Origin of the sequence: Marinobacterium sp. xm-d-579, assembly GCF_013282935.1 — a bacterium.
Classification (GTDB): Bacteria; Pseudomonadota; Gammaproteobacteria; order Pseudomonadales; family Balneatricaceae; genus Marinobacterium_E.
Window position 1 is genome coordinate 190,233 of sequence record NZ_WBYP01000002.1, and the last position, 23,330, is coordinate 213,562.

Consider the following 23,330-nt stretch of genomic DNA (forward strand, 5'->3'; position numbering starts at 1 on the left):
ACTGATGGATAAGTTGTGCTCTAATAAGCCACCCCCGATGTAAGAGAGTTATTATGAAACTTTTCCAATATGATCATTGTCCATTCTGTGTTCGTGCTGACATGGTCGCTAAATACAAACAGGTTAATTTTGAGTCGGTCTACCTGCTGAATGACGATGCCGACAGCTGTATTGAGCGTGTTGGCAAAAAAATGGTGCCGATATTAGAGATTGATGGCCAATCTATGGGCGAGAGTCTTGATATCGCTCATAAGTTGGATGAGTTAGGCAACGTTGATCAGGTAATTGTCGAAGGTGGTGATTCTGATCGTTTCACACAACCACTGATGTCAGTAAATCGCGCGATTTTCTCACTGCTTTTTCCTCGCAATGTACAGATCGGTTTGCCTGAGTTTGAAACTCAATCGGCAATTGATTTTTATCGCGTAAACAAGGAAGCAATGATTGAGTGCAGTTTTGAGCAAGCTCTGGACAATACAGCTGAACACCAAGCCCTTGTAGAGCAGGTCTTAAATGATTTGCCTAAGCTAATTAAGCCTTCTGATAGAGGTGGGCAGCTTAGCTGGGATGACGTTATGATTTTTCCAATGTTGCGCAACTTAACCGTGATCAAAGATATTCAGATGCCCACGCAGGTTGTAGATTACATCAATGAAGTAGCACAACTGACCAATGTTGAGCTCTACACAGACCGGGCCATCTAAAGGAAGAAAAAAGAAAGAGAGGGGAAAGGGCTTCACCCTCTCAAAGGGGTGTTTACAACAGCTAGGTTCATAATAGTGTGCAAAGCTGACATTTAGCTGATGGCTAAATTTTTTCACAAGGACGTTAGATGACACAGTTTGCGCGTTACTATCAGCGTTATTCAAAAGCTCGACTTAAAGCACTGATTATCCTCAGTCTAGCGATTCTGCAGTTTCCTTTAGCCGTGTCGGCATCTCTGGTCGCACTACCTGCCATTGCTCAAGACCTTCAAGTCAATGCGGTATTGATCAGTTGGATACCGGCCATCTTCCTTCTGGTGAGTTTGATCTCCCAACTGCCAGGCGGTCGTCTATCGGATCTCATTGGTCTTAAAAAGGCTTTTCTCATCAGTTGTGGTCTTTTTGGGTTGGGTGGCGCCATGGCGGCTTTTGCGCCCAATATTGAAATACTGTTAGCAGGGCGTGTGGTACAGGGGGCTGCCGGGGCTATCCTAGCCAGCGCGGGTATGGCCATGATCTCCCGTATCTACGCAGCAGGTGGACGAGGGGCCGCTTTGGGTTGGATGACATCAGCCGTCTATCTCGGCATGACTGCAGGCCCGCTAATAGGTGGCTGGTTGGTCGATCTGTTTGGCTGGCGATCTGTGTTTATGTTGCCGGTACCGATATTGCTAGGGGTCATTTTATCGATTCGACTCTTTATCCCAGGCGAATGGAAAAGCAGTGAAAAGCATAAGATCGACTGGGTCGGTACAGCCATTTTCTCAGCCGCCATTGCAGCTCTCTATTTTGGCAGTACTCGCCTGATTGAACTCAACGGTTGGTTGCTTGCACTCTTGGGAGTAGGTCTGGGTTATCTCTTCATCAAATGGTCTGGCAAACAGGCATTTCCACTGGTGAGAATCGACTTGATGATGAAGAATAAAACCTTCATCAACTCTGCAACCGCGGCCATGTTTATGTACGCCAGCCAGTACGGCATTGTCCTGATTTTGTCACTTTATCTGCAATACAACCGCCAACTGTCGCCAACGGATACTGGGCAGCTGATGATGCTTCAAGCGTTGATGATGACGATCATCGCGCCTCTGGCAGGACGCGTCTCTGATCGAATAGGGCACCGTCTACTGGCGACGGGAGGAAGTTTGTCCATAGCCCTTGGCTTACTGGCGTTAGCGTTGATGAATCACGAGACACCACTTTGGGTGATCGGGCTCTGTATAATGGTGATTGGAACGGGCCATGGCATGTTCTCTACCCCAAACAACTCCGCCGCACTGGCAACACTCCCTGCAGAGCGAATGGGTATAGGCTCAGCCATCCTCAGTCTATCGAGACAGAGTGGCCAGTTGATCGGAATGGCGGTGATTACCCTGTTACTAGGACTCTACTTTGCTGGCGCCGCAATAGGGGAGTCTGATCCACAGCTTCTCGAAAGTGTCACAACCAATGCCCTGACAGTATCGCTGTTAACCGCACTGCTAGCGGCTTGGTTCTCGTGGAGAAAGGTTTAAATTGAAGCAGGTGACAGGCTAAAGCCAGTCATCCGCTGGTAGGCTTTACTCCATTTCTGGAAAACGCTAAGAAAGCAGATGACAGGCTAAAGCCAGTCACTGGAGCGCTGATCTTCCTACGAAGTATGGTGACTGGCTTTCAGCCTGTCACCCGCTGTTGAAATCGATCGGGGTTTCAGCAGAGCTGAATTCCCTCCTACAATAGGACTTCGCGATAAGCCCGCAACGGAGTCCTACTGGAGCTAGCCCTAAGCTCGAAGCGCATCGCGGCCTTTTCAAGACCGCTCCAACAGTGCCTGATTCGAATCAGGCACCCTGATCCCCGTCCGACTGAGAACGAGCACAATGGTTTTTCACGTGTGCCTAGCCACGCTTTATGTTACTGTGCGCGCCTTAATATTTTGAGTGTCCTCATGTCTTTCAAATCTCTTGGCCTTTCGGCTCCTCTTACCCGTGCAATAGCTGAAAAAGGCTATTCAGAGGCGACTCCTATTCAACGCGAAGGCATTCCTGCCGTGATGTCCGGTAAGGACGTTATGGCGGCTGCGCAAACGGGAACGGGTAAAACGGCTAGCTTTATTCTGCCTCTGCTCGAGAGATTGCAATCTGGCCCTAGGGTGAAAAGCAATAATGTTCGTTCATTAGTGCTGACACCGACTCGTGAACTGGCGGCTCAGATCCAAGACAATGCTGAGTTCTATGGCAAATACACCGACTTAAAAAGCAATGTGGTTTTTGGTGGGGTTAAGATCAACCCGCAGATGCAAAAGCTTCGCTCTGGCACGGATATATTGATCGCCACACCGGGTCGCCTTTTGGACCTCTACTCGCAGAATGCAGTTCGTTTTGATCAGCTTGAAGTGCTGGTATTAGATGAAGCGGATCGCATGCTCGATATGGGCTTTATTCGTGACATTCGCAAGATCCTTAACCTGCTGCCTAAACAGCGTCAAAACCTAATGTTCTCTGCGACCTTCTCCCCAGAGATCAAAGAGCTGGCTCACGACATCGTCAACAACCCTGTAGAGGTCTCGGTTTCACCAGAGAATGCGACTGCTCACACCGTTGAGCAGTGGGTCATTGGGGTTGATAAGAAGAGTAAGACAGCGGCTCTCATCGATTTGATCAAGACTAACAACTGGTTTCAGGTATTGGTCTTCAGCCGAACTAAGCATGGCGCAAACCGTCTAGTCGTTCAGCTGGATAAGGCAGGTATTACGGCAGCGGCTATTCATGGCAACAAGAGTCAGGGTGCTCGCACACGTGCTCTACAGGCCTTTAAACAGGGCGATATTCAGATCCTTGTAGCTACTGACATTGCAGCACGCGGTATCGATATCAAAGAGCTACCTCACGTGATTAACTTTGATCTTCCCAACGTGGCAGAAGATTATGTACACCGTATCGGCCGCACCGGTCGTGCCGGCAGTGTGGGTCAGGCAGTATCACTGGTCTCAATTGATGAGTTTGATCAGCTTCGAGCGATCGAACGTTTGACGCAAAAGCTTCTGGAACGTCGCGATTTGAAGGGATTTGCTCCAAACAATCCACTGCCAGAATCTAAGCTACAACCGCCGTTGAAGCCGAAAAAACCTAAAAAGCCAAAGCAGAAAGCGGAGGGTGCATCAGCACAAACAGCACCGCGTCAAAATCAACCAAGACGCAATAGACCGGCTGATGGAACACCCAAACGTAAACCTCGCCGTTTTGGTGGTAATCGCAAAAAGCCAGTCAACCGCAATCTATAGGAATTCAAGAAGCAGCAATCTTACCTTTGATTGCTGATTTTGTAGGCAAAAATTTTAGTCTGATCTAAACTGAAATAAGCACATTTCAACGAGAAGATCATGCCTAAAATATTATTCATCTGTTTTGCAGCTCTTTTATCCCTGTTACCTTTACACAGCATGGCTGCGGACAGGGTTTTAATCATTAATGGTTATGTTGATGGTTTGCCATTTCCTCGTCGAGTAAAAGAGTCGATGAGAGACCAGCTTGAGTTGCTTGTTCCTCGCGTTGTCATCCATTCTCAATCCCTTGATATCTACCGACCTCAAACAGAGGAGTATAAGCAGTTACTCGTTGATTTGATTACTAATACCTATAAAGATCAGGTTGACCTTGTGATCGCTTTAGATCCTTTGGCGTTTGAGTTTTATCGTGATCGCTTGCAGCCAGAGTTTGGATCTGTACCTGTTCTTTTTTCAAATGATAGGGGAAGGTTAGAAGCAGTTCAGTCACACGAATATCAACTGTTAATTAGGCCAAATCTTTCAGAAACATTGCGAATAGCGAAGCACCACTACCCTGAGTTAAAGCGTATATTTTTAGTTGGAGATCAGTACAACCAAAAACTAGCGCACAATACTTTTGATAAAGAGAAGGGTGACATATCAATCGAAGAATTAGGCGGTTTGCCTCTCGAAGAAATGCGCGACAAAGTTAGATCATTAAAACGAGGTGACTTGCTCTTTTTTCAACTCCTGTTTGCTGATGGCGATGGGAAACCAATGGTTCCACCAGCTCGTTACATTCAAGAGTTCGCTGCATCAAGCCCAGTGCCCACTGTCTGCATGTATGCAAATTTTATTGAGCTGGGTTGTGCGGGCGGATCCGTATCCAGTCCTGAAGATCAAGCGACGGCTATTATTAATGCGATACAGGTTTTTGACTTTAGCGATGTTAATTTTCTCACCAAGAGTGAGCTTCCAATGACCGATTACCAGAGAGAGGGGAATAACATCACCATGTTTGCTTCTAACTCTCTATTTGATCAAAAAGCCATTGAGCGTTTTGATCTTGTTGATACTGAGTTAGAAGGGGTTGTCTATCTAAATAAGCCAGAACCTTTTTACTCCGGTTATGCCAGGGAACTTTCGATTGTTATAGCAGGATTAACACTCCTAATGGCAGGGTTAATGGTCTATCTATACCTGATCAAAAGACAGCATCAATTAGCGAATCGGCTATCAACTCTAACGAACTCAGCGCCTACTGGAGTGTTTGTGTTAAACCCTAAAAACGGTGCTTGGGAAGGTAATTTAAAAATTACTCAGTGGTGTGCAGAGTTACAGATGACTCAGGAAGAACTGTGCGAGCGTATTCATGAAAATATCAGTACTTCAGGAAGTACATTAAAGGATTTAGAACTTCATGATGCTAACTGTTTTAAACGTTATTTCTCCATTCAGGTTGCCGGTGATAGAGAGTCGCCGGAGATGTTTATGCTTGAGGAGAGCACCGATACTCACCAGGTGCATAAGCTTCTGGAAGAGCAAGCTTTAATCGACCCGTTGACTCAGCTTCCAAATAGACGTGCTTTGTTAAATGAATTGAAACAGTGGACTGCCCATAATGAACGAAATCCTGCCCCCTTCGCCGTTATGATGATAGATCTGGATGGCTTTAAATTGATTAATGATCAGTATGGCCACTCAGCTGGTGATAAGGTTTTATCTGAAATAGGGGCACGCTTAAAAAAACGCACTCGAGAGAACGATGTCATTGGTCGCTTAGGCGGGGACGAGTTTATGATGTTAGCGGCCGATATAACTTCTCATCAAAACTGTCAGGAGCTATGTAAAGATTTGATAAAGCTTATCAAGCAACCTATCGAGGTTAGTTCTGAGGGAGTTCAGCATACAGTTTCGATTGGAGTCAGTATTGGCATATCATTCTGCCCAGAACACTCTAGCATTGATACAGAACTTGCAGAGTTGGCTGACCAAGCTATGTATCAAGTAAAGAACCATAAAAAAGGTGGCTGGGTTATTTTTGAAGAGAGCGAATCACATTAATCATCAATCATCTGATTTGGTGTACGCAGCGTACTTCAAATTATGAAAGAGACACTCTACTACGACGGAAAATGTTCGCTCTGTGTTGCCGAGATGGATAAGTTGGCAGTCATTAAGGGCGAACAGTTAGAACTCCAAGATATCCATGAGGTATCGGATCAACTGACAGAAGAAGAACGCATTAACATGCTCAAGGTTCTTCATCTGCAGCGTGGTGAACAGTGGGTAACTGGAATCGACGCGAACATAGCCGCTTGGCAACATACCCGCTGGGGCTGGATTTGGCGCATCCTTGGTTGGCCAATCATCAAGCCCATAGCCAATCTGGCTTATAAGCGCTGGGCACGTTGGCGATACGATCGACTCTATACTAAATAAAGATGCTTGATTAGACTGTCGACATTCTCACACTTTATAGGCCATCAGCGTGTTTATTGAACTTACCGATCTCTTTCTCCTGACTCTAGTCGCAGGTGTTATCTATGTTTGGTACAAAGGCCTAGCCGTTAGAGAGCGCGCACTGAATGCAGTTGAGAGTTACTGCAACAAGTTGGATCTGCAGTTGTTGGACCAAAACGTCTCACTGCGTGCACTTTGGCTAAAACGAGATGATAGAGGCCGCTTGACACCTTGGCGTCGATATCAGTTTGAGTTCACCACGACCGGCGATCAACGCTACCGTGGCCAAGTTGTTTTGCTTGGCAATCGTCTAGAGAGCATTACCTCAGAGGCTCATAAGTTTGAGGATTAGCCATGTCTAAGCTCAATTTCGATAACAGCTATGCCCGTTTACCTTCTCACTGGTATCAGTCGGTCTCTGTCACTCCGTTAAAGAACACGCATTTAATCAGCTTCAATGCACCTCTGGCTCAAACATTAGGGCTAAATCCCTGTGAATGGGCGCCCAGTCAGTTGGTGGATACCTTCACCACTGAGCAGGGCCCTGAGGGTGCTGAACCCTTGGCCATGAAATACACAGGTCACCAGTTCGGTGTCTATAACCCAGATCTCGGTGATGGGCGTGGTATCTTGCTCGGCGAGCATCTAGACCCTGCTGGCAATCGATGGGATTTCCACCTTAAAGGGGCAGGTAAAACCGCCTATTCGCGCTTTGCTGATGGTAAAGCGGTACTTCGCTCCAGCATTCGTGAGTACCTTGTTAGTGAAGCGATGTTTGGTCTGGGTATTCCCACCACACGTGCGTTGGCTATTTTTGGCAGTGAGGAGTTTACCCTACGAAATGGGGCAGAGCCCTGTGCTCAAGTGCTTAGGGTGACACCTTGTCACATACGTTTTGGTCACTTTGAGTACTTCTACTATTCAGGCCAGCATGAGGACCTGAAACAGCTTGCCGATTACGTGATCGATCGTTACTACCCTGACGCGAAACAGGCTGAAAATCCCTATCTGTTCATGTATCAACAGGTGGTTGAGCGAAGTGCCTACCTGGTTGCACAGTGGCAGAGTTACGGGTTTGTTCATGCCGTGATGAACACCGACAATATGTCGATCATAGGAGAGACCTTTGACTATGGTCCGTTTACCTTTATGGATCGATATGAGCCGGACCACATCGCAAATAAGAACGATGACAGAGGTCGATACGCGTTCAGTAATCAACCGAGCATCATGCAGTGGAATCTTGCGGCCTTAGCTCAGGCGTTAATCCCTCTGATTGATAAATCCGACTTGGAGGCTCAACTCGAGAGATTCTCAACGCTCTATTTTGACGCCTACTACACTAAGTTCTCTCAGCGATTGGCACTACCGAATCCAGGGGTTACTCATAAAGCGCTGATCGATGAGATGCTCGCGTTGTTAGAAAAACAGCAGGGTGATCTCAATCGTTTTATTCTAGCTTTAACTGATCTAGAGAAGGGCGACGCTTTGGGGGCTGAAGTAGATAGCCCCGAATCCTATTCAGAGTGGTTAAGCCGTTTTTATGCGGAACGTCATACAGAAGAGGAGACAATAAAATCACGTCTGGATTACGCAAAAACCTTAAACCCTGTCTATATTTTACGTAACTACATGTGTGAAGAGGCGATTCGCGACGCTCACGAAGGTGACTATCAACGCGTGAATCATCTGCTTGCCATGGTTCGTGAACCCACTAAGTACTATGTGCCACTGGCAGACTATGCAGATGCTCCACCGAAGTGGGCAGAGGGAATCTTCTTAACCTGCTCGTCATAGCAACCTAAAGCGCACAGTACTTTTAAAAACGATAGGAGAGTCTGGTGCGCAATTTACTGCTGGCCTTTGATGGTACTTGGCAAAAAACCGATTCGGATTTGAGTGATGGCGATCAAAACAGCCATGTTGTGCGCTTAGTTGAGGCTCTTCACAATTCAGACACAGATATTCCACAACAGGTTCATTATCTCCCCGGCGTTGGTACTTCAGCCTGGCAACAGATTAGAGGAGGCATCTTTGGTTGGGGGCTCTCTGACAAGATAGCCGAAGCCTATCTATGGTTGATGGAGCACTACCAAACGGGCGATCGGGTCTACCTGGTCGGCTACAGTCGAGGGGCATTTGCGGCGAGAAGCCTGTCGGGTCTTATTGATCGATTGGGTCTGCTTAAATTTGAGCATCTAGAGCAATTCGATTCCTGCTACCAGCTCTACAGACGCGGCACCCGTCGTGAACAAAATCGATTCAAAGCCCAGTTTGCCACCCCGATACAGATTGAGGCGATTGCCGTTTGGGATACCGTCGGGTCGTTGGGCATTCCATTGGGTAGCTTTAAACAGTTAAACCACTATTTGTGGGGCTTTCATGACACACGCTTAGCTTCCAATGTGAAGCGGGGCTTTCAAGCACTAGCCATTGATGAGCATCGTGCAGATTTCATACCGACACTCTGGTCACCCAAGCTTGAAGAGAATCAGATCGTTGAGCAAAGATGGTTTGCCGGATCGCATGGGGATGTTGGCGGAGGGACAGACTCAACGCTCTCAACCCACTCTTGCCAATGGATATGCGAGTCACTGATTCACTCGGGTCTGAAGCTGGATGCTGAGTCTGTGAAGACTCAAACCTCTAACTTTGAACTGCCTCACGACTCCTATGATCTGTTTTTGGGTGGGCTGTATGACTGGTTTAGCGATCGCCATTGGCGTCCAATAGGTACTTGTCAGAATCGCTTTGAGACGATCGATTCGAGTGTGTTTGAGTTAATGAACAACACCAGTTACCGTCCCAAAAATCGAGTAGGGCCCCATCTGACTTCCCCTATCTCTCACCAATTGTGTGAAATTGATCATCTATATCAGTTTCAGGCTTGTTTTCTCGACGGGGAAGAGGGGATACTGAACGCTTCTTAGATTTCAAGGAATGAGTGTGAAAGTTTGGGTTGATGCGGATGCGTGTCCTGTGGTGATTAGAGATATTCTCATCAAGGCAGCACTTAATCGAAAAGTAGAGATGGAGTTCGTTGCAAACCACTTCTATCAGTTACCTAATTCCCCCTATTTAAACTGGCGTCGAGTCCCTCAGGGTGCCGATCAGGCTGATCAAGAGATCGTTGATCGAGTGACCGCTGGTGATCTTGTCATCGCTACAGATCTGCCGTTGGCTAATGATCTGATCGATAAAGGGGCTCGCGTACTTACCCATCGTGGCGAGGCCTTAACGAAAGAGAACATCAAAGCGCGCCTCAATCTGCGTGACTTCTACGAAACCATGCGCGCTAGCGGTATTCAGTCTGGTGGCCAATCGGGTATGAGTCAGGCAGATCGTCGTGAGTTTGCCAACGCGTTGGATCGCGCCTTAACGGCAGCACAGCGTCAAGCGAAGCAAGGAGGCAATGCATGAATTCATTTTGGGATATGCTGATTTCACTCAATCTGGACCTGGTCGCGTTGATCTGGTTTTTGATCTGTTTCAACGGCTATTTCATATACGCTAAGCGAGCCAGTTATCGTGTCACCTGTCTGGCTAGCCTAATGCACCTCTATCGTAAGGAGTGGATGCGCGCGGCGCTGGATCGTGAGGTGAGGGTGGCTGATACCACAACGATCACCAATCTTGAGCGCGGTGTCACCTTCTTTGCCAGCACCACCATGCTGATTTTGGCCGGCCTTCTGACCCTGCTCTCTCGCTCTGATATGGCGATCGACCTTCTGTCTGAACTGCCGTTCACAGAGCCGATGACTCGACTGCAATGGGACCTGCGCATCATCGTGCTGATGGTGATGTTTGTATACGCCTTCTTTAAGTTCACCTGGTCTATTCGCCAGTATGGATTTGTCTCGGTCATGATTGGTGGCGGCCCCAACTCCAAAGAGAATGCCGATCCACGGACTCTCGATATGTACGCAGAACGCTCGGCTCGCATGGCCAGTATGGCAGCGAACAACTTTAATGCCGGCCTACGAACTTACTACTTTGCCATCGCAGTGCTAGGGTGGATGGTCAATACCTGGCTCTTTATGTTCTTGTGTGCAGTGGTTGTCTGGATTCTCTATCGTCGTGAATTCAGCTCTTCGACGCTAAGAACCTTAATGATGAGTACTGATATCAACGCCAAGGGTTGAAATTAGATCGGCATCCCCCATATCTGATGGAGTGTTAATCAGTAACTTGGGAATTCAGGTCTAAGCTATGACAACCGAAACGAAACAAGAAACTCTTGGCTTTCAAACCGAAGTGAAACAGCTGCTGCAGCTGATGATTCACTCTCTATACTCTAATAAAGAGATCTTCCTACGTGAATTGATCTCCAACGCTTCAGATGCGGCTGAAAAGCTACGCTTTGAAGCCTTGTCTAACGCCGACCTCTACGAAAACGATGGTGAACTGCGTATTCGCGTCTCTGCTGATGAAGAGAACAATACCATTACCATCGAAGATAACGGCATCGGTATGTCGCGCGATGAGGTCATTGAGCACCTAGGTACCATCGCTAAATCAGGTACCGCTAGCTTCCTGCAAAATCTGACCGGCGATGCTGCAAAAGATTCACAACTGATCGGTCAGTTTGGTGTCGGTTTCTACTCGGCCTTTATTGTGGCTGATCAGGTTGATCTATACACCCGTCGTGCTGGTCTAGACGCGGCAGAGGGTGTTCACTGGTCCTCTAAGGGTGAAGGCGAGTTCGATATCGCAACCATCGACAAGCCCGAGCGTGGCACGCGTATCGTCATGACTCTGAAAGAGGATGCGAAAGAGTTTGCCAGCGATTGGCGCCTTCGCTCTCTAGTCACCAAATACTCAGATCACATCGCGATGCCTGTGCAGATGGAGAAACAGCCCATGCCGGCAGAGGGTGATGAGGAGTCATCAAAGGATGCGCCTGAGATCGAAACGGTTAACAGCGCAACGGCATTGTGGACTAAGAACAAGTCAGAGGTGACCGAGGAGGAGTACAAAAACTTCTACCAGCACGTCTCTCATGATTTCCAGGAGCCAATTAGCTGGGCCCACAACCGCGTTGAGGGTAACTTAGAGTACACCAGTCTTCTCTACCTACCGTCCAAAGCACCGTATGATCTTTGGAACCGTGAAGCACCTAAAGGGCTTAAGCTCTACATTCAGCGTGTCTTTATCATGGATCAAGCGGATCAGTTCTTGCCGCTCTACCTGCGCTTCATTAAAGGTGTCGTTGATTCGAAAAACCTATCACTAAACGTCTCTCGTGAGATTCTTCAGAAAGATCCAAACGTTGATAAGCTGAAGTCCGCTCTGACTAAGCGAAGCCTCGATATGATCGAGAAGTTCGCTAAGAAGGATGCCGAGAAGTACCTAGAGTTCTGGAAAGAGTTTGGTCAGGTCTTGAAAGAGGGCCCTGCGGAAGATCATGCGAATCGTGAGCGCATTCTTAAGCTAATGCGTTTTGCATCGACCGAGAACAGCAACGGCGATCAGAACGTCAGCCTAGACAGCTACATAGAGCGTATGGGCGAAGATCAAGAGAAGATCTACTACCTAGTCGCCGATAACTACAACGCGGCTAAAGCGAGCCCACATCTAGAGATCTTCCGTAAGAAGGGCATTGAAGTGCTGCTTCTGACTGATCGCATTGATGAGTGGATGATGAGCCACTTGATGGACTACTCAGGCAAGTCGTTCCAAGACGTCACCAAAGGCGAGTTGAAACTGGATGGTGAAGAGTCTGAAGAGAGCAAAAAAGCTCAAGAGGAGCAGAACGAGCAGTACGCATCACTGATTGAACGTCTTGGCGGTGTATTTACCGACCGTGTCGACTCTGTCCGTGTCTCACAGCGTCTAACCGACTCTCCAGCCTGTCTGGTGCTTGGGGATTACGATATGGGTCTACAGATGCGTCGTATCATGGAAGCGGCTGGCCAAGCAGTTCCAGAGACTAAACCCGTCTTTGAGTTCAACGCAGAGCACCCACTGATCGGTAAGCTTGATCAAGAGTCCGATGAAGATCGTTTTGCTGATCTGGCAATGATTCTATTGGATCAAGCTCAACTAGCGACCGGCGGTCAGCTAGAGGATCCAGCAGCTTACACAGCTCGTCTGAACAAACTGCTGTTAGAGTTGAGTGCTTAAACACTCCACTTGAAGCAAAAAGGCCTGACACTGTCAGGCCTTTTTTGTTCGCGGCCTTTCCAAGACCGCTCCAACAAAATTAGGCACAGTTGGAGCGGTCTTGAAAAGGCCGCGATTACTATTTCAGGTGACTGGCCTTCAGCCTGTCATCCGCTGGTCAACATTACTGTTCATCTGGAAGACGCGGAAAGAGTGGATGTCAGGCTAAAGCCAGACACCACCATTAACTCTTAGCCTTACGAAATAGATCGACACTGAACACAATCAGCCCCACCCAAATAAAAGCAAAGCTGATAAAACGATCGATGCCGAAGGCTTCGTTCAAAATGAACACAGCGCTAAGAAACTGCATGATCGGGGCGATGTAGTTTAGGAAGCCTACGGTACCTAACGGAAGCTTTCTGGCGGCAGAGGCAAACAGCATCAGTGGAACAGCGGTCATGACGCCGGCACCGATTAACTCCCAAGTGAATGCTCCGAAATGATCAACACCCTGGGTGGCTAGCAAGCTTAGGTAGATCAGAGCGATCGGCAACATGATTAGGGTCTCAATCAACAATCCGCTGACTGAATCGACCGCTATCTGCTTACGCACGACGCCGTAAAAGCCGAACAGCAGCGAGAGGCTAACAGCGATCCATGGGAACTCGCCAATGGCGACTATCTGCCATAAGACCCCGACAGAGGCGAAGAAGACCGATGTTTTTTGTAACCTGTTGAGTTGCTCTTTAAAAAAGATAAGACCCAACAACACCGCAACCAAAGGCGACAGAAAATAACCCAGACTGGCCGCGATCACTTGGCCACTGCCTACCGCCCAGATATAGATCCACCAGTTACCACTAATGAGCAGTGATGAAATGGTTAACCAGAACAGCGTCTTCTTGGACGTTAACATCGTCCAGGTGGAACGGATTTTTTTCTGTAGAAGAATTAGCAAGCCAACAAAGAGCACACACCAGACAATACGGTGTGCTAACACCTCGTCGGCGGGTACCTCGGCGAGTAGGGTAAAGTAGAGTCCAAAGCAGCCCCAGATTAGATAAGCTAGGGTGCCTTGGAAGAGTCCTTGTCGATACTCTTTGTGTGAGTCCTGTTGTGACGCTATTGATTGGTTCAAGCGTCTAGCTCGACCATATCAGGGTGCGATTTGAGTGCGTCGATCAATGCATCCATCTCAGCATCGGTACCAATGGTGATGCGAAGGAAGTTCGCGATCTCAGGGCGACTGAAGTGGCGAACTAACACCCCTTTAGTACGTAAATAGCCCATCAACTCACCCCCCTCAATAAACCGGTGCTCGGCAAAGAGGAAGTTGGTTGCTGATGGAAGTATGTTGAAACCTAGCTTTTCAAGGCGATCACGAGTGGTCTCGCGCGTTGCGATGATTTTGTCACACATCTCCTTGAAGTAGGCGCTGTCTTTCAATGAGGCAACGCCAGCTGCGATCGCGAGCATATCCATAGGGTAGCTGTTGAATGAGTTTTTAACTCGATTCAAGCCGTCGATCAGATGGGGTTGTGCGACTGCATAACCGATGCGCAAACCAGCAAGTGAGCGCGACTTAGAGAAGGTCTGTGTCACCACAAGGTTAGGGTATTGATTCACTAGCTCAATGGCCGATTCGCCACCGAAATCGACGTACGCTTCATCCACCAATACCACCGTTTCAGTGTTGCGATCGAGTAGGTTTTTGATCTGATCTAACGGCAGAGCTAACCCAGTAGGAGCATTCGGGTTGGCAAAAATGATACCGCCATTATCCAGTGGGTAATCCTCTAAAGAGATTGAGAAATCATCATTAAGTTTTTGATTCTTAATCTCAATTCCATATAGATCAGCATAAACATCGTAGAAGCTGTAAGTGATGTCTGGTTTGACCAGTGGCTTCTCTTGACGGAAGAAAGCCATAAACGCATGAGCCAACACTTCGTCTGAGCCATTACCGACAAATAGATTTTCGTTAGGCACACCCAGAGTGGTTGAAAGCTCGTTGATGAGCGCAGAAGACTCAGGATCTGGATAGAGGCGTAAGCGATCGGTCTCAAACGCGTTTAACACTTCCTGAACCCCATGTGCAGGGGGGTAAGGATTCTCATTGGTGTTGAGTTTAACTAAGTTGGCAACCTTAGGTTGTTCACCGGGTGTATAAGGAACGAGATCATGGATCTGCGGGCTCCAAAACTTACTCATAACGAAACCTTACAAATGGATAAATTTGAGCTGAGATAGTATCAGAAGCGAAGTAGGGAAAGAAGAAGAGGTCGACCGGTGTCAGCTATTGATACTGCCACCGGTCGGGTGTGCCGAACTTGCCCTCAATAATTAAGGTCAACTTCAGTCAACTCCATATAAACAAAGTTAAACTTTGACCACAACCTTTTTTATTAAGACTTAGGTGGTATGGGGAGCCTAGTAAAGTTCGTCGTAAGCGTCACGTATCTGACTGGCGAGAACGCGATCCTCCATAATATCTTCGATCTGACGTCTGCGCTTAGCATTGTATCTGGATCGGTTACGTTGGCTCTCTTGCTCTTCGAATTGATCATTCCAATCGTCGAGGTCTTCGATCTTTTCATCGACACGGACTTTGCTGCCCATCTCTTAATCTCACTCTATAAAATTGATCGCTCAGTTCTGACGCTAGTCACGGTCGAGGGTTACCGTTAATGCGGAATATAGTTCATGCTTAGAATTTTGAGAAAATTAATTTTTTCAATCTGATTTCAATAAAAATCGATATTTTAACTATCTATAAAGTTGACCTGATCAAGAGCCTGAGCGAGGATCGCTTTTTTACGAGAAGTGAATGCATGCATCTTTTTAGACTCTCATTGCCGGTTCTATTTGGCTACCTTCCACTTGGGATGGCCTTCGGCGTGCTGTTTGTCACCGAGTTGGGATTGGATTGGTATTGGGCCGTCGCATTCAGCGTCATTGTGTTTGCCGGCTCTGCCCAGTTTTTATCGGTGGGTTTGATTGCCAATCATGCAGGGCTGTTAGAAGTGTTTGTGGCTGTTTTCCTCCTGAACAGTCGCCACATCTTCTATGGCCTGACACTGCTATCTTCGCTAAAGCTTACTGGGTGGCGTAAGGCCTATATGGTCTTCGCATTGACCGATGAGACCTTCTCACTGATTACCGGGCTGCCAAAAGAGAGCGGCCTGCAGCAGCAAGATTATTGGCGCTTGGCAGGCATCAATCAGAGCTACTGGGTTTTCGGTACATTGATTGGTGCACTATTGGGTGCTCAACTGACACTGCCCGATTTAGGTTTGGAGATAGTGCTGCCAGCACTGTTCGTGGTACTGGCCGTTGAACAGTATCGAACGCATAGAGCGGCGGGTTTGATGTTGATAGCCTGTTTGATTGGGCTGATTGCCATTTGGCTTTGGCAAGATCAGATGCTGTTGCTATCGATCACTACCGCACTGGTTCTAATGTTAATTAACTACTTGAGGCAGCGATGGACCAGTCACTCTATCTGATCAGCTTTATAGCGTTAGCAGCGTTGGCAACAGTGGCAACACGTGCGCTACCGTTTCTCTTTTTATCGCGTCACAGTCAGCACCCACTACTGGAGTATCTGGGTCGCTATCTGCCACCGGTTTTGATGGTGCTGTTGGTGGTGTATGCGGTCTCTGATCTGCCGATGGCCAATCAACAGTGGGTAATCAGTCTGGGAAGTTTAATACTGGTAGCCGTGACTCAGTGGTTGAGCAAAAATGCGCTGCTCAGCATTGCGCTCGGCAGCCTGTTGTACATGCTATTGATTTAAATACCGCAGTACATACCGTGCAGAGTGCTGATAATTCGTTGTGCACGATCGCCTTCAAGTGAGTAGTAGATCGTTTGCGAATCTCGACGAGTTTTAACTAGGCCATCACGACGCAGCACCGCTAGGTGTTGTGACAGGGCAGACTGGCTAAGATCCAGATGCTCGTTTAGTTCGGTGACAGAGAGCTCTTTACCTTCCAAGTAGCAAAGAATCATCAAGCGACTACCGTTCGCGAGTGCCTTCATCAAGCGCGCGGCCTCTTTTGAGTTTTCACGCATTAGCTCTAATGTGTCTGCGGGTAGGCGTTGTGTATCTGTCATAGTTGAACTCGGTATTGATCTGTCCCAAAAGGGATGTGAATTTGCTTAATTAGCAGTTTTGAATATAACGACTTGATGGGTGTTTGTAAATTTTTATTATCCTATCGCATCGTTTAATCGCCCTTAATTGCGCTGAGTCAGGCTCATTTCGACAGTTAACGCTATACTGCAATTAATCACATAGTAGAGGGTAGGAGAGTATTTATGTTCAAACGAGTACTGGTCACCAGTGAAGAGTCACACTACTCCCCGCAGCCACTGTTAAAAGCGTCTGCACTCTGTGCAGAGTCGTCTCATATTGAGTGGTTTCAGTCGGTCTATAACGCTGCGTTTGAAACGGCGACGGCGGAAGATCAACCATCACAAGAGGATGCGTTGGCACTCTATGTGACGCACAGGCTCAACCAAGCTGAGCGGCACATCGAAGAGTTAGACCTACCACAGGATGTAGCGGCTGATATTCGCTGGCACCCTAGCTTTCTTAAAGCGGCACTGGAGGAGTCAGATCGTTACCAGCCTGACTTGATGGTGGTACCCCGTGTCAGAAAACATGATCTGTTGGATTGGCTAATCGGTGGCGATGAGCAAGAGCTGGTCCGCCGACTCCATGAACCGGTTCTGCTAGCCAATGATCAACCCTGGCAGGCCCACCCAAGGATTGCCGTAGCCATTGATCCTTTCCATCTGGATAGTCGCAATCACAAGTTGGAAAAACGCCTGCTTGAGGTGGCTGATCAGTTTGCACAACGGCTGTCAGCTGAGCTTCATGTCGTTCACTGTTTTCAAACGCTTCCGCAGAGTGTCATCTACGATGAGCATATAGTAGAAGATTTTGAGTCGCTTCAGAAACAGGTGGGTGAAGAGCATCGCCAAAGAATTGAATCGTTGATTGAGCCTCTAAACCGTCCATTGGGTTCGCCACTGCTTAAATTGATTGTGGGGGATGCGGATGAAAAATTGCCTGAGTTCTGTCAGCAAGAGAAGATCGATCTGTTAATTCTGGGCGCACCCGAGAAAGGGTGGGTGGAGCGCTTCTTAATGGGCAGCACCACCGCACGCCTTTTAAATCGAATAGAGTCCGATATTTTGGTCATTCACGACCAATAAAGTATTTAAAGATCGAACTTAGCCCAGACAGGTGCGTGGTCAGAAGGCTTCTCCATACCACGAATATCAAGATCGATGCCGGTATCCACGCACTTTTGCATTAGAGGTTTGGTCGGCATGATCGCATCGATACGCAGACCTCGTTTAGGCGTATCCTCAAACCCGCGACTGCGGTAATCGAACCAACTAAACAGATCATTGGTCTCTGGATGTTGCTCACGGAATGAGTCAACCAATCCCCAGTCATATAGACGCTGTAACCACTCACGCTCTTCGGGTTGGAAGCTGGTTTTACCGGTTTTCAGCCAGCGCACACGGTTGGGTTCACCGATACCGATATCCTTGTCGGTCGCAGAGATGTTCAAATCCCCCATCACTAGAAGATTGCTGTTGGGATCATTATCATTTTGCAGGTAGTCACTGAGATCCGCGTAGAATTTGCGTTTAGCAGGGTATTTTGTCTCGTGTGCTATGTTCTCACCCTGTGGGAAATAGCCGTTAATAACACGCAGCGTATCGCCCTTGGCTGTTTTGAAATCCCCGATGATCATGCGGCGTTGAGCATCCTCATCATCGGTGATAAACCCTTTTTGAATTGATAAAGCCGGCTCTTTGGAGAGAAGGCAAACCCCATAGTGGGTCTTTTGACCATGGAAATAGGCGTGGTAACCCAGTTTCTCCATTTCTTCGATCGGAAACTGATCATCATGCACCTTGGTCTCTTGAATACCGATGAAATCGGGCGAGTGGCTATCCACCAAAGCCTGCAACTGATGAAAACGCGCACGAATGCCATTGGTATTAAACGAGACAACAAACATAACAACCTCCAAAGTTTAGTGGCTTGGATGCTACCGAAAATGGGGGAGGGTTAAAAGAATAACCCTGATAATTAACCAATCGCGGCCTTTTGAAGACCGCTCCAACGCGGTCTAAATTTGTTGGAGCGGTCTTGAAAAGGCCGCGATCAGATCTTTTTAGGCGAGTAGAAAATTTTAAAAACAAACGTTAGTCCAATAGCCCCACTCAATCACATCATTTGCGCTTCTTAATTGGATGCAGCCTCTCACACAGGGTAAGCTTAAGTGATTGAATATTAATGATCTCAGATAGGTAGAGCATGAGCGGTTACGATTACGATCTTTTTGTTATTGGTGCAGGGTCTGGTGGTGTGCGTGCGGCGCGTATGGCGGCGGCGAAAGGGGTTAAAGTGGCCGTGGCAGAGGATCTCCATTTGGGGGGGACCTGTGTCAACGTCGGTTGTGTGCCTAAAAAACTCTACGTCTATGCATCGGAGTACATGCAAGAGATCGAAGAGAGTCGCGGCTTTGGTGTCAATGCAGACTCCGTCAGCTTTGATTGGGCGACACTGCGTGACAACAAAAAGCACGAGATCGCTCGCCTCAATGGTATCTACGGTAAATTGTTGGATAACTCGGGTTGTACCCGCATCAATGGACGCGCAACGGTGACAGGTCCTAATTCAGTCAGCGTGAATGGCGAGACGATCACGGCTGAGCGTATCTTGGTGGCTGTCGGTGGTTGGCCATTTGTGCCCGATATTCCCGGTAAAGAGCACGCCATCACATCAAACGAAGTCTTTGATCTAGACAGCTTCCCACAGCGCGTCATGGTGGTCGGTGGTGGTTACATTGCCATTGAGTTCGCCGGTATTTTTGCCGGTCTGCAAGCACAAACGGAACTGGTCTACCGAGGCGATCTATTCTTGCGTGGCTTTGACCAAGAGGTGCGCGAGTTCACGGCAACTGAAGTGGCTCGCAAAGGCATTAAATTAAGCTTTAATACCGATGTCGCCAGCATTGAGAAACGTTCTGATGGTGCACTCGATGTGACCCTGTCTAACGGTGAAGTCCGTGTTGTTGATCAGATTCTGTACGCCACAGGTCGTGTGCCTAAAACGGCCAACCTTGGACTCGAATCAGCCGGCGTTGCGATGAATAGCAAAGGTGCTATTGAGGTTAATGATCATTTCCAAAGCTCAGTGCCATCAATTTACGCCTTAGGTGATGTGATCGATCGTGTTCAGTTAACGCCTGTCGCGCTCGCTGAGGCGATGTCGTTGGTTGATCACCTCTATGGCAGCGGTGAGGGCGAACTGCCTAACTATGAGTTAATCCCAACGGCGGTCTTTTGCCAGCCTAATATTGGCACCTTGGGTTTAACGGAAGAGCAGGCGCGTGAACGCTTCGATAGCGTGGATATTTACGTCTCTGATTTCAGAGCGATGCGCCACACCATCTCGGGTAGTGAAGAGCGTACGTTGATGAAACTGATCGTGGAGTCTGCCACTGACAAAATCGTGGGCATTCATATGGTCGGCGCGGATGCTGGTGAAATCTTGCAAGGTCTTGCTGTTGCGGTTATTGCTGGTGCTACTAAGCGTGATTTCGATCGAACGATCGGCATCCACCCAACGGCTGCTGAAGAGTTTGTCACAATGAGGCAGAAAACCCGTTAACCATTAAAGCCACTGGTATCGGTGTGTTTAATGGCCGATACCAGTGTGTTACTTCTTATTGTGCAACCACCAACACTTCTAGATGGTGAAGCCAACTGTGTTTGCTTAACGTCTCTTTAAGCGCCTGCTTCAACTGACTGGGCGTCAGTGATTTCTCATCCAGTAACGGCTGCATAGCCGGTAGTAGACGAATCTCTAAATCAACCTTCTTCGGCGAATAGTAGAGCTGCAGCTGATAACCACTGCTGCTGCCAACGGCATCGTTCAATGCAGCATCAACCGCTTCTCGAATGGTGCCACGAGTCGGCATGATTGGGCAGCTCAACTCATCTAAATGCTCATCATTGTAGGTATCGATGTGGAAGATCACTTGGCTGATCTCCGGAAACGCCTCGGTCAACGCGCAGACAGCTTGGTCCCCTAAATAGTGGCCTTCGCTGGCGCTTAAATGCGGAGCAACCTGAAGGTGCATCTCTAGAATGATCTGGCTTCCCATAGGACGCGATTTGAAGTCGTGAACATTAATGATGCCCTCAACCTCATTCACAACGGCACGAAACTCGGCGGCTTGCTCTTCGGGTAGGGCGGTATCAACCAACTCAGTAAGACTGCGTTTAACCAGTCCCCAACCGATCTTAGTGACTAGGCCCGCTACCAATACTGCCGCCACTGCATCAAGCCAAACCCAGCCGAGCATGGCCCCAATGAGTGCAACAAACACCACAATCGATGACAGTGCATCGGTACGAGAGTGCCAGGCGTTCGCAATCAATAGATCCGACTTAAGGCGCTTGCCCACCGCAAGGCTGTAGCGGAAGATCCACTCCTTAGAGATGATCGAGATGGCAGCAACAACCAGAGCCGGCCAGGTAGGCACCTCGGCAGGGACACCTGAGAATAGATTGCTGATTAACTCGTAGGCCATACCAAGACCGACCAGAATCAAGACAACACCCAACGCCGTGGTACCCACCGTCTCAAAACGACCATGACCCCAAGGGTGATCTTCGTCGGGCTCTTGATGGGAAATGCGCAGAACCGCAATCACCATAAAATCGGTGGCAAGATCTGAGAGCGAATGAACACCGTCAGCAATCAGGGCAGCCGAGTTGGCAAAAAAACCAACCACAATTTTAGTCACCCCTAAAAAGAGGTCGACGGCTGAACCAATGAGTGTGACTTTTTCGGCCTCTTTACGGCGGGTATCCAATTCGTTTTGCATGAAAGCTCCCAGAGTTAACTCTGATAAGGATAAGTGACTAAGGCATTCAGGGCCAGAGTCTCTGTAAAATGAATGTGATAAAATTTTGTCTATTCATTCATGACTATTGGCCTAGCGACATGTCTTCAAAGCCGTCAGATACGACACCTAACTCAAGTAGAGCGTCGTTTAATAAGTTACCCCAGCTTGTGCTATTAGGTATCGCCGTCGGCGTCGTTACCGCATTGGTGATGGGGCTGTTCCGTTGGCTCATTACGCTACCGACTGAACTGGTTAGCGGGCTTGGGTTGTCGACATCTGATCCTTGGGTTCTTTTTGCTCTGCCTGTAACGGGTTCTGTGCTCTTATGGCTCTTTTGGAGTGGTCAATCTAAAGACAGCCGCCGAGTGGGCATACCGCATCTTTTTGAGCACCTCTCTTACCAACATGGCGCCTTACCCTTTAAAAACTTATTGAATCAGATCGTGGGTGCGACCTTGGCCATAGGCACCGGACAACCCGTAGGTCGTGAAGGGCCTGGGGTTCACATTGGTGCGGCGTTCAGTAGTTGGTTGGGCACCAAAGTGGGCGTCTCTAACAGTTATCAAAGGCTGCTGATAGGCTGCGGCTCTGCGGCCGCCATCGCTGCGCTCTTTAATACCCCGTTAGCCGGTGTTCTGTTTGCGATGGAGGTCATTCTTCTTGAATACAGCCTGGTCGGCTTTACCGCCATTATTGTCGCTTCCATCAGTGCCGATGCCATCTCCAGAGCCCTATTTGGTTCTCCAGAACTGTTGGGTCACAGCCTGAAAAGCAGTGACCTGTTTGCTCACCTGCCAGTTCTGGTGCTGTTGGCAGTACCCATCGGTGTCGCGGCGTTTCTGTTTCACGAGATCGTCACGCGATTAGCAAAACAGCGTGGGCAATATTGGCCAGCGAAATTGATCTTCTCAGGCCTGTTAGTTGGTGCGCTGGTTGCATATGAACCGATCCTGTTCACCCCAGTACACGAAGTGATGCTGGGTACCCTTGATCAAGCCTATGCTGAACAAGCCCTCTATCTATTACTTCTCTTCTACCTATTTATACCGCCTCTAGTAATCGGCCTAGGCATACCAGGAGGAATGATAGGGCCCTCGCTTACCTTAGGCGCCTTGATTGGATCCATCCTTGGGTATCAATTACTCGGTACCGATTTTGAGATTGATCAGGCGAGCCTGTCCCTGATCGCGATGGCTGCGATGTTATCAGCGGTCATACATGCACCACTGGCAGCGCTACTGGCCGTATTTGAACTCAGCGGCAATGTTCATACTCTAACGCTAGCCCTCACAGTAATCGTACTATCAGACCTGATCATGCGATCGCTGTTTAACCGTCCCTCGATCTTTGAACGACTGCTGTTGCTTCAAGGGTTGAGTCGAAATACTCAAATTTACAGACGCGTTATGACCAGCCACAGCGTTAAAGAGTTAATGATTCAGCTGAGTGAAAGTGATGCTGATTTTGGTACGGATGAACAGGTTGTGATTGAGTCCAAAGCGACCCTGTTACAAGCGATGGAACTGATGCAATCGAGTGGCCAAGATGAGTTGCTTGTCTCTAGAAAGGGTCGACCCATAGGCAGGGTTCTAAGAGACGATATTGAGCGCTTTTTTAAAGAGGCGAGTGAGTAACAATCACCACCACAACCTTACATAAAGTCTCGGCCAATACTCTTTTTTGCAAGGACCTCCTCGTAGAGTTCAAGGATTGTTTGGCTATGTTCTCTTGCAACATCAGTCAAACTTTCCTTAGCCATAATGACTTTCTCGTCTCTGATCGCTTCGCGAAGCTGTTCAGGCGTCCACTGTTCCGCGTAAGACCTAAGGGACTCGATGTAGCTATGTGGTTTTACTTTAATCATAC

The 23,330-nt window shown here is 48.2% G+C and carries 23 protein-coding genes; 16 read left to right on the top strand and 7 right to left on the bottom strand.

The genetic code is table 11. From position 1 onward, the window contains the following. Window positions 1-53 precede the first annotated feature (53 nt). The 11 genes from grxB (at window position 54) to htpG (ending at window position 12,537) form a co-directional block, all read left to right on the top strand. Window positions 54-704 carry a glutaredoxin 2 gene (gene grxB, locus XMD579_RS04590; RefSeq protein WP_173505936.1) on the top strand — a complete coding sequence of 217 codons (651 nt, stop codon included), beginning with the start codon at window positions 54-56 and terminating at the stop codon, window positions 702-704. A 128-nt stretch (window positions 705-832) separates the two neighbouring features. Next, window positions 833-2,218 (top strand): MFS transporter, encoded by a 1,386-nt coding sequence (locus tag XMD579_RS04595; RefSeq protein WP_173505937.1) that lies wholly within the window; start codon window positions 833-835, stop codon window positions 2,216-2,218. Between the two features lie 413 nt (window positions 2,219-2,631). After that, window positions 2,632-3,966, top strand: a complete 1,335-nt coding sequence (locus XMD579_RS04600; protein WP_173505938.1) for a DEAD/DEAH box helicase — start codon at window positions 2,632-2,634, stop codon at window positions 3,964-3,966. Window positions 3,967-4,065: 99 nt separating this feature from the next. Next, window positions 4,066-6,015 (top strand): GGDEF domain-containing protein, encoded by a 1,950-nt coding sequence (locus tag XMD579_RS04605; RefSeq protein WP_173505939.1) that lies wholly within the window; start codon window positions 4,066-4,068, stop codon window positions 6,013-6,015. A gap of 42 nt (window positions 6,016-6,057) precedes the next feature. Then, window positions 6,058-6,393: a thiol-disulfide oxidoreductase DCC family protein gene (locus tag XMD579_RS04610; protein WP_173481506.1), complete on the top strand. Its 336-nt coding sequence runs from the start codon at window positions 6,058-6,060 to the stop codon at window positions 6,391-6,393. Between the two features lie 49 nt (window positions 6,394-6,442). Then, window positions 6,443-6,766 (top strand): DUF3301 domain-containing protein, encoded by a 324-nt coding sequence (locus XMD579_RS04615; RefSeq protein ID WP_173505940.1) that lies wholly within the window; start codon window positions 6,443-6,445, stop codon window positions 6,764-6,766. 2 nt (window positions 6,767-6,768) lie between these two features. Then, window positions 6,769-8,211: a YdiU family protein gene (locus XMD579_RS04620; protein ID WP_173505941.1), complete on the top strand. Its 1,443-nt coding sequence runs from the start codon at window positions 6,769-6,771 to the stop codon at window positions 8,209-8,211. 44 nt (window positions 8,212-8,255) lie between these two features. Next, the gene (locus XMD579_RS04625) at window positions 8,256-9,344 is read left to right on the top strand and encodes a DUF2235 domain-containing protein (RefSeq protein WP_173481503.1); all 1,089 of its coding nucleotides are present in this window, start codon (window positions 8,256-8,258) and stop codon (window positions 9,342-9,344) included. Window positions 9,345-9,354: 10 nt separating this feature from the next. After that, window positions 9,355-9,834 carry a YaiI/YqxD family protein gene (locus XMD579_RS04630; protein ID WP_217362031.1) on the top strand — a complete coding sequence of 160 codons (480 nt, stop codon included), beginning with the start codon at window positions 9,355-9,357 and terminating at the stop codon, window positions 9,832-9,834. Beyond that, entirely contained in the window at window positions 9,831-10,556 is a 726-nt protein-coding gene (locus XMD579_RS04635; RefSeq protein WP_173505942.1) for a DUF599 domain-containing protein, read from the top strand. Before XMD579_RS04630 ends, XMD579_RS04635 begins: the two co-directional genes overlap by 4 nt. 67 nt (window positions 10,557-10,623) lie before the next feature. Further along, complete coding sequence (gene htpG / locus XMD579_RS04640) at window positions 10,624-12,537, top strand: molecular chaperone HtpG (protein ID WP_173481501.1); 1,914 nt, start codon at window positions 10,624-10,626, stop codon at window positions 12,535-12,537. Window positions 12,538-12,760: 223 nt separating this feature from the next. Here the strand turns inward: htpG and rarD are convergent, their stop codons facing one another. The 3 genes from rarD to XMD579_RS04655 all read right to left on the bottom strand — a co-directional run bounded on the left by rarD (window position 12,761) and on the right by XMD579_RS04655 (window position 15,138). Next, window positions 12,761-13,657, bottom strand: a complete 897-nt coding sequence (gene rarD, locus XMD579_RS04645) for an EamA family transporter RarD (RefSeq protein ID WP_173505943.1) — start codon at window positions 13,655-13,657, stop codon at window positions 12,761-12,763. Beyond that, entirely contained in the window at window positions 13,654-14,730 is a 1,077-nt protein-coding gene (hisC, locus tag XMD579_RS04650) for a histidinol-phosphate transaminase (protein ID WP_173505944.1), read from the bottom strand. Before hisC ends, rarD begins: the two co-directional genes overlap by 4 nt. A 219-nt stretch (window positions 14,731-14,949) precedes the next feature. Next, window positions 14,950-15,138 (bottom strand): PA3496 family putative envelope integrity protein, encoded by a 189-nt coding sequence (locus tag XMD579_RS04655; protein WP_173505945.1) that lies wholly within the window; start codon window positions 15,136-15,138, stop codon window positions 14,950-14,952. A 212-nt stretch (window positions 15,139-15,350) separates the two neighbouring features. On the opposite strand from XMD579_RS04655, the gene XMD579_RS04660 reads away from it, so the two are divergent. After that, on the top strand, window positions 15,351-16,025 hold the full coding sequence (locus XMD579_RS04660) for an AzlC family ABC transporter permease (protein WP_173484244.1): 675 nt from the start codon (window positions 15,351-15,353) through the stop codon (window positions 16,023-16,025). Then, entirely contained in the window at window positions 16,004-16,315 is a 312-nt protein-coding gene (locus tag XMD579_RS04665; RefSeq protein WP_173481496.1) for a branched-chain amino acid transporter permease, read from the top strand. The genes XMD579_RS04660 and XMD579_RS04665 overlap by 22 nt, the downstream gene beginning before the upstream one ends. On the opposite strand, the gene XMD579_RS04670 is transcribed toward XMD579_RS04665, so the two are convergent. Beyond that, window positions 16,312-16,635 (bottom strand): metalloregulator ArsR/SmtB family transcription factor, encoded by a 324-nt coding sequence (locus XMD579_RS04670; RefSeq protein WP_254442871.1) that lies wholly within the window; start codon window positions 16,633-16,635, stop codon window positions 16,312-16,314. The two genes, XMD579_RS04665 and XMD579_RS04670, sit on opposite strands and share 4 nt — an antisense overlap. 204 nt (window positions 16,636-16,839) lie before the next feature. Here XMD579_RS04670 and XMD579_RS04675 point away from each other — a divergent pair, with 204 nt between their 5' ends. Continuing rightward, the gene (locus tag XMD579_RS04675) at window positions 16,840-17,742 is read left to right on the top strand and encodes a universal stress protein (protein ID WP_173505946.1); all 903 of its coding nucleotides are present in this window, start codon (window positions 16,840-16,842) and stop codon (window positions 17,740-17,742) included. A 5-nt stretch (window positions 17,743-17,747) separates the two neighbouring features. Here the strand turns inward: XMD579_RS04675 and xthA are convergent, their stop codons facing one another. Beyond that, window positions 17,748-18,563, bottom strand: a complete 816-nt coding sequence (gene xthA, locus XMD579_RS04680) for an exodeoxyribonuclease III (RefSeq protein ID WP_173505947.1) — start codon at window positions 18,561-18,563, stop codon at window positions 17,748-17,750. Between the two features lie 299 nt (window positions 18,564-18,862). Between xthA and gorA the strand changes: the two genes are divergently transcribed. Continuing rightward, on the top strand, window positions 18,863-20,221 hold the full coding sequence (gene gorA / locus XMD579_RS04685; RefSeq protein ID WP_173505948.1) for a glutathione-disulfide reductase: 1,359 nt from the start codon (window positions 18,863-18,865) through the stop codon (window positions 20,219-20,221). A 55-nt stretch (window positions 20,222-20,276) separates the two neighbouring features. Here the strand turns inward: gorA and XMD579_RS04690 are convergent, their stop codons facing one another. Beyond that, complete coding sequence (locus tag XMD579_RS04690) at window positions 20,277-21,443, bottom strand: cation diffusion facilitator family transporter (RefSeq protein ID WP_173481492.1); 1,167 nt, start codon at window positions 21,441-21,443, stop codon at window positions 20,277-20,279. 119 nt (window positions 21,444-21,562) lie between these two features. Between XMD579_RS04690 and XMD579_RS04695 the strand changes: the two genes are divergently transcribed. Then, window positions 21,563-23,098, top strand: a complete 1,536-nt coding sequence (locus XMD579_RS04695) for a chloride channel protein (RefSeq protein WP_173505949.1) — start codon at window positions 21,563-21,565, stop codon at window positions 23,096-23,098. A 17-nt stretch (window positions 23,099-23,115) separates the two neighbouring features. Here the strand turns inward: XMD579_RS04695 and XMD579_RS04700 are convergent, their stop codons facing one another. After that, the gene (locus XMD579_RS04700) at window positions 23,116-23,328 is read right to left on the bottom strand and encodes a hypothetical protein (RefSeq protein WP_173481490.1); all 213 of its coding nucleotides are present in this window, start codon (window positions 23,326-23,328) and stop codon (window positions 23,116-23,118) included. Between the last annotated feature and the right edge of the window lie 2 nt (window positions 23,329-23,330).

Excerpts from the sequence above, each read along its gene's own strand:
- XMD579_RS04600 (WP_173505938.1), top strand. The coding sequence starts at position 2,632 with ATGTCTTTCAAATCTCTTGGCCTTTCGGCTCCTCTTACCCGTGCAATA.
- XMD579_RS04655 (WP_173505945.1), bottom strand. The coding sequence starts at position 15,138 with ATGGGCAGCAAAGTCCGTGTCGATGAAAAGATCGAAGACCTCGACGAT.
- XMD579_RS04660 (WP_173484244.1), top strand. The coding sequence starts at position 15,351 with ATGCATCTTTTTAGACTCTCATTGCCGGTTCTATTTGGCTACCTTCCA.
- XMD579_RS04635 (WP_173505942.1), top strand. The coding sequence starts at position 9,831 with ATGAATTCATTTTGGGATATGCTGATTTCACTCAATCTGGACCTGGTC.
- XMD579_RS04690 (WP_173481492.1), bottom strand. The coding sequence starts at position 21,443 with ATGCAAAACGAATTGGATACCCGCCGTAAAGAGGCCGAAAAAGTCACA.
- XMD579_RS04670 (WP_254442871.1), bottom strand. The coding sequence starts at position 16,635 with ATGACAGATACACAACGCCTACCCGCAGACACATTAGAGCTAATGCGT.
- XMD579_RS04605 (WP_173505939.1), top strand. The coding sequence starts at position 4,066 with ATGCCTAAAATATTATTCATCTGTTTTGCAGCTCTTTTATCCCTGTTA.
- XMD579_RS04620 (WP_173505941.1), top strand. The coding sequence starts at position 6,769 with ATGTCTAAGCTCAATTTCGATAACAGCTATGCCCGTTTACCTTCTCAC.
- grxB (WP_173505936.1), top strand. The coding sequence starts at position 54 with ATGAAACTTTTCCAATATGATCATTGTCCATTCTGTGTTCGTGCTGAC.
- XMD579_RS04700 (WP_173481490.1), bottom strand. The coding sequence starts at position 23,328 with ATGATTAAAGTAAAACCACATAGCTACATCGAGTCCCTTAGGTCTTAC.
- XMD579_RS04595 (WP_173505937.1), top strand. The coding sequence starts at position 833 with ATGACACAGTTTGCGCGTTACTATCAGCGTTATTCAAAAGCTCGACTT.
- xthA (WP_173505947.1), bottom strand. The coding sequence starts at position 18,563 with ATGTTTGTTGTCTCGTTTAATACCAATGGCATTCGTGCGCGTTTTCAT.
- XMD579_RS04610 (WP_173481506.1), top strand. The coding sequence starts at position 6,058 with ATGAAAGAGACACTCTACTACGACGGAAAATGTTCGCTCTGTGTTGCC.
- XMD579_RS04675 (WP_173505946.1), top strand. The coding sequence starts at position 16,840 with ATGTTCAAACGAGTACTGGTCACCAGTGAAGAGTCACACTACTCCCCG.
- XMD579_RS04665 (WP_173481496.1), top strand. The coding sequence starts at position 16,004 with ATGGACCAGTCACTCTATCTGATCAGCTTTATAGCGTTAGCAGCGTTG.
- XMD579_RS04630 (WP_217362031.1), top strand. The coding sequence starts at position 9,355 with ATGAGTGTGAAAGTTTGGGTTGATGCGGATGCGTGTCCTGTGGTGATT.
- XMD579_RS04695 (WP_173505949.1), top strand. The coding sequence starts at position 21,563 with ATGTCTTCAAAGCCGTCAGATACGACACCTAACTCAAGTAGAGCGTCG.
- gorA (WP_173505948.1), top strand. The coding sequence starts at position 18,863 with ATGAGCGGTTACGATTACGATCTTTTTGTTATTGGTGCAGGGTCTGGT.
- htpG (WP_173481501.1), top strand. The coding sequence starts at position 10,624 with ATGACAACCGAAACGAAACAAGAAACTCTTGGCTTTCAAACCGAAGTG.
- hisC (WP_173505944.1), bottom strand. The coding sequence starts at position 14,730 with ATGAGTAAGTTTTGGAGCCCGCAGATCCATGATCTCGTTCCTTATACA.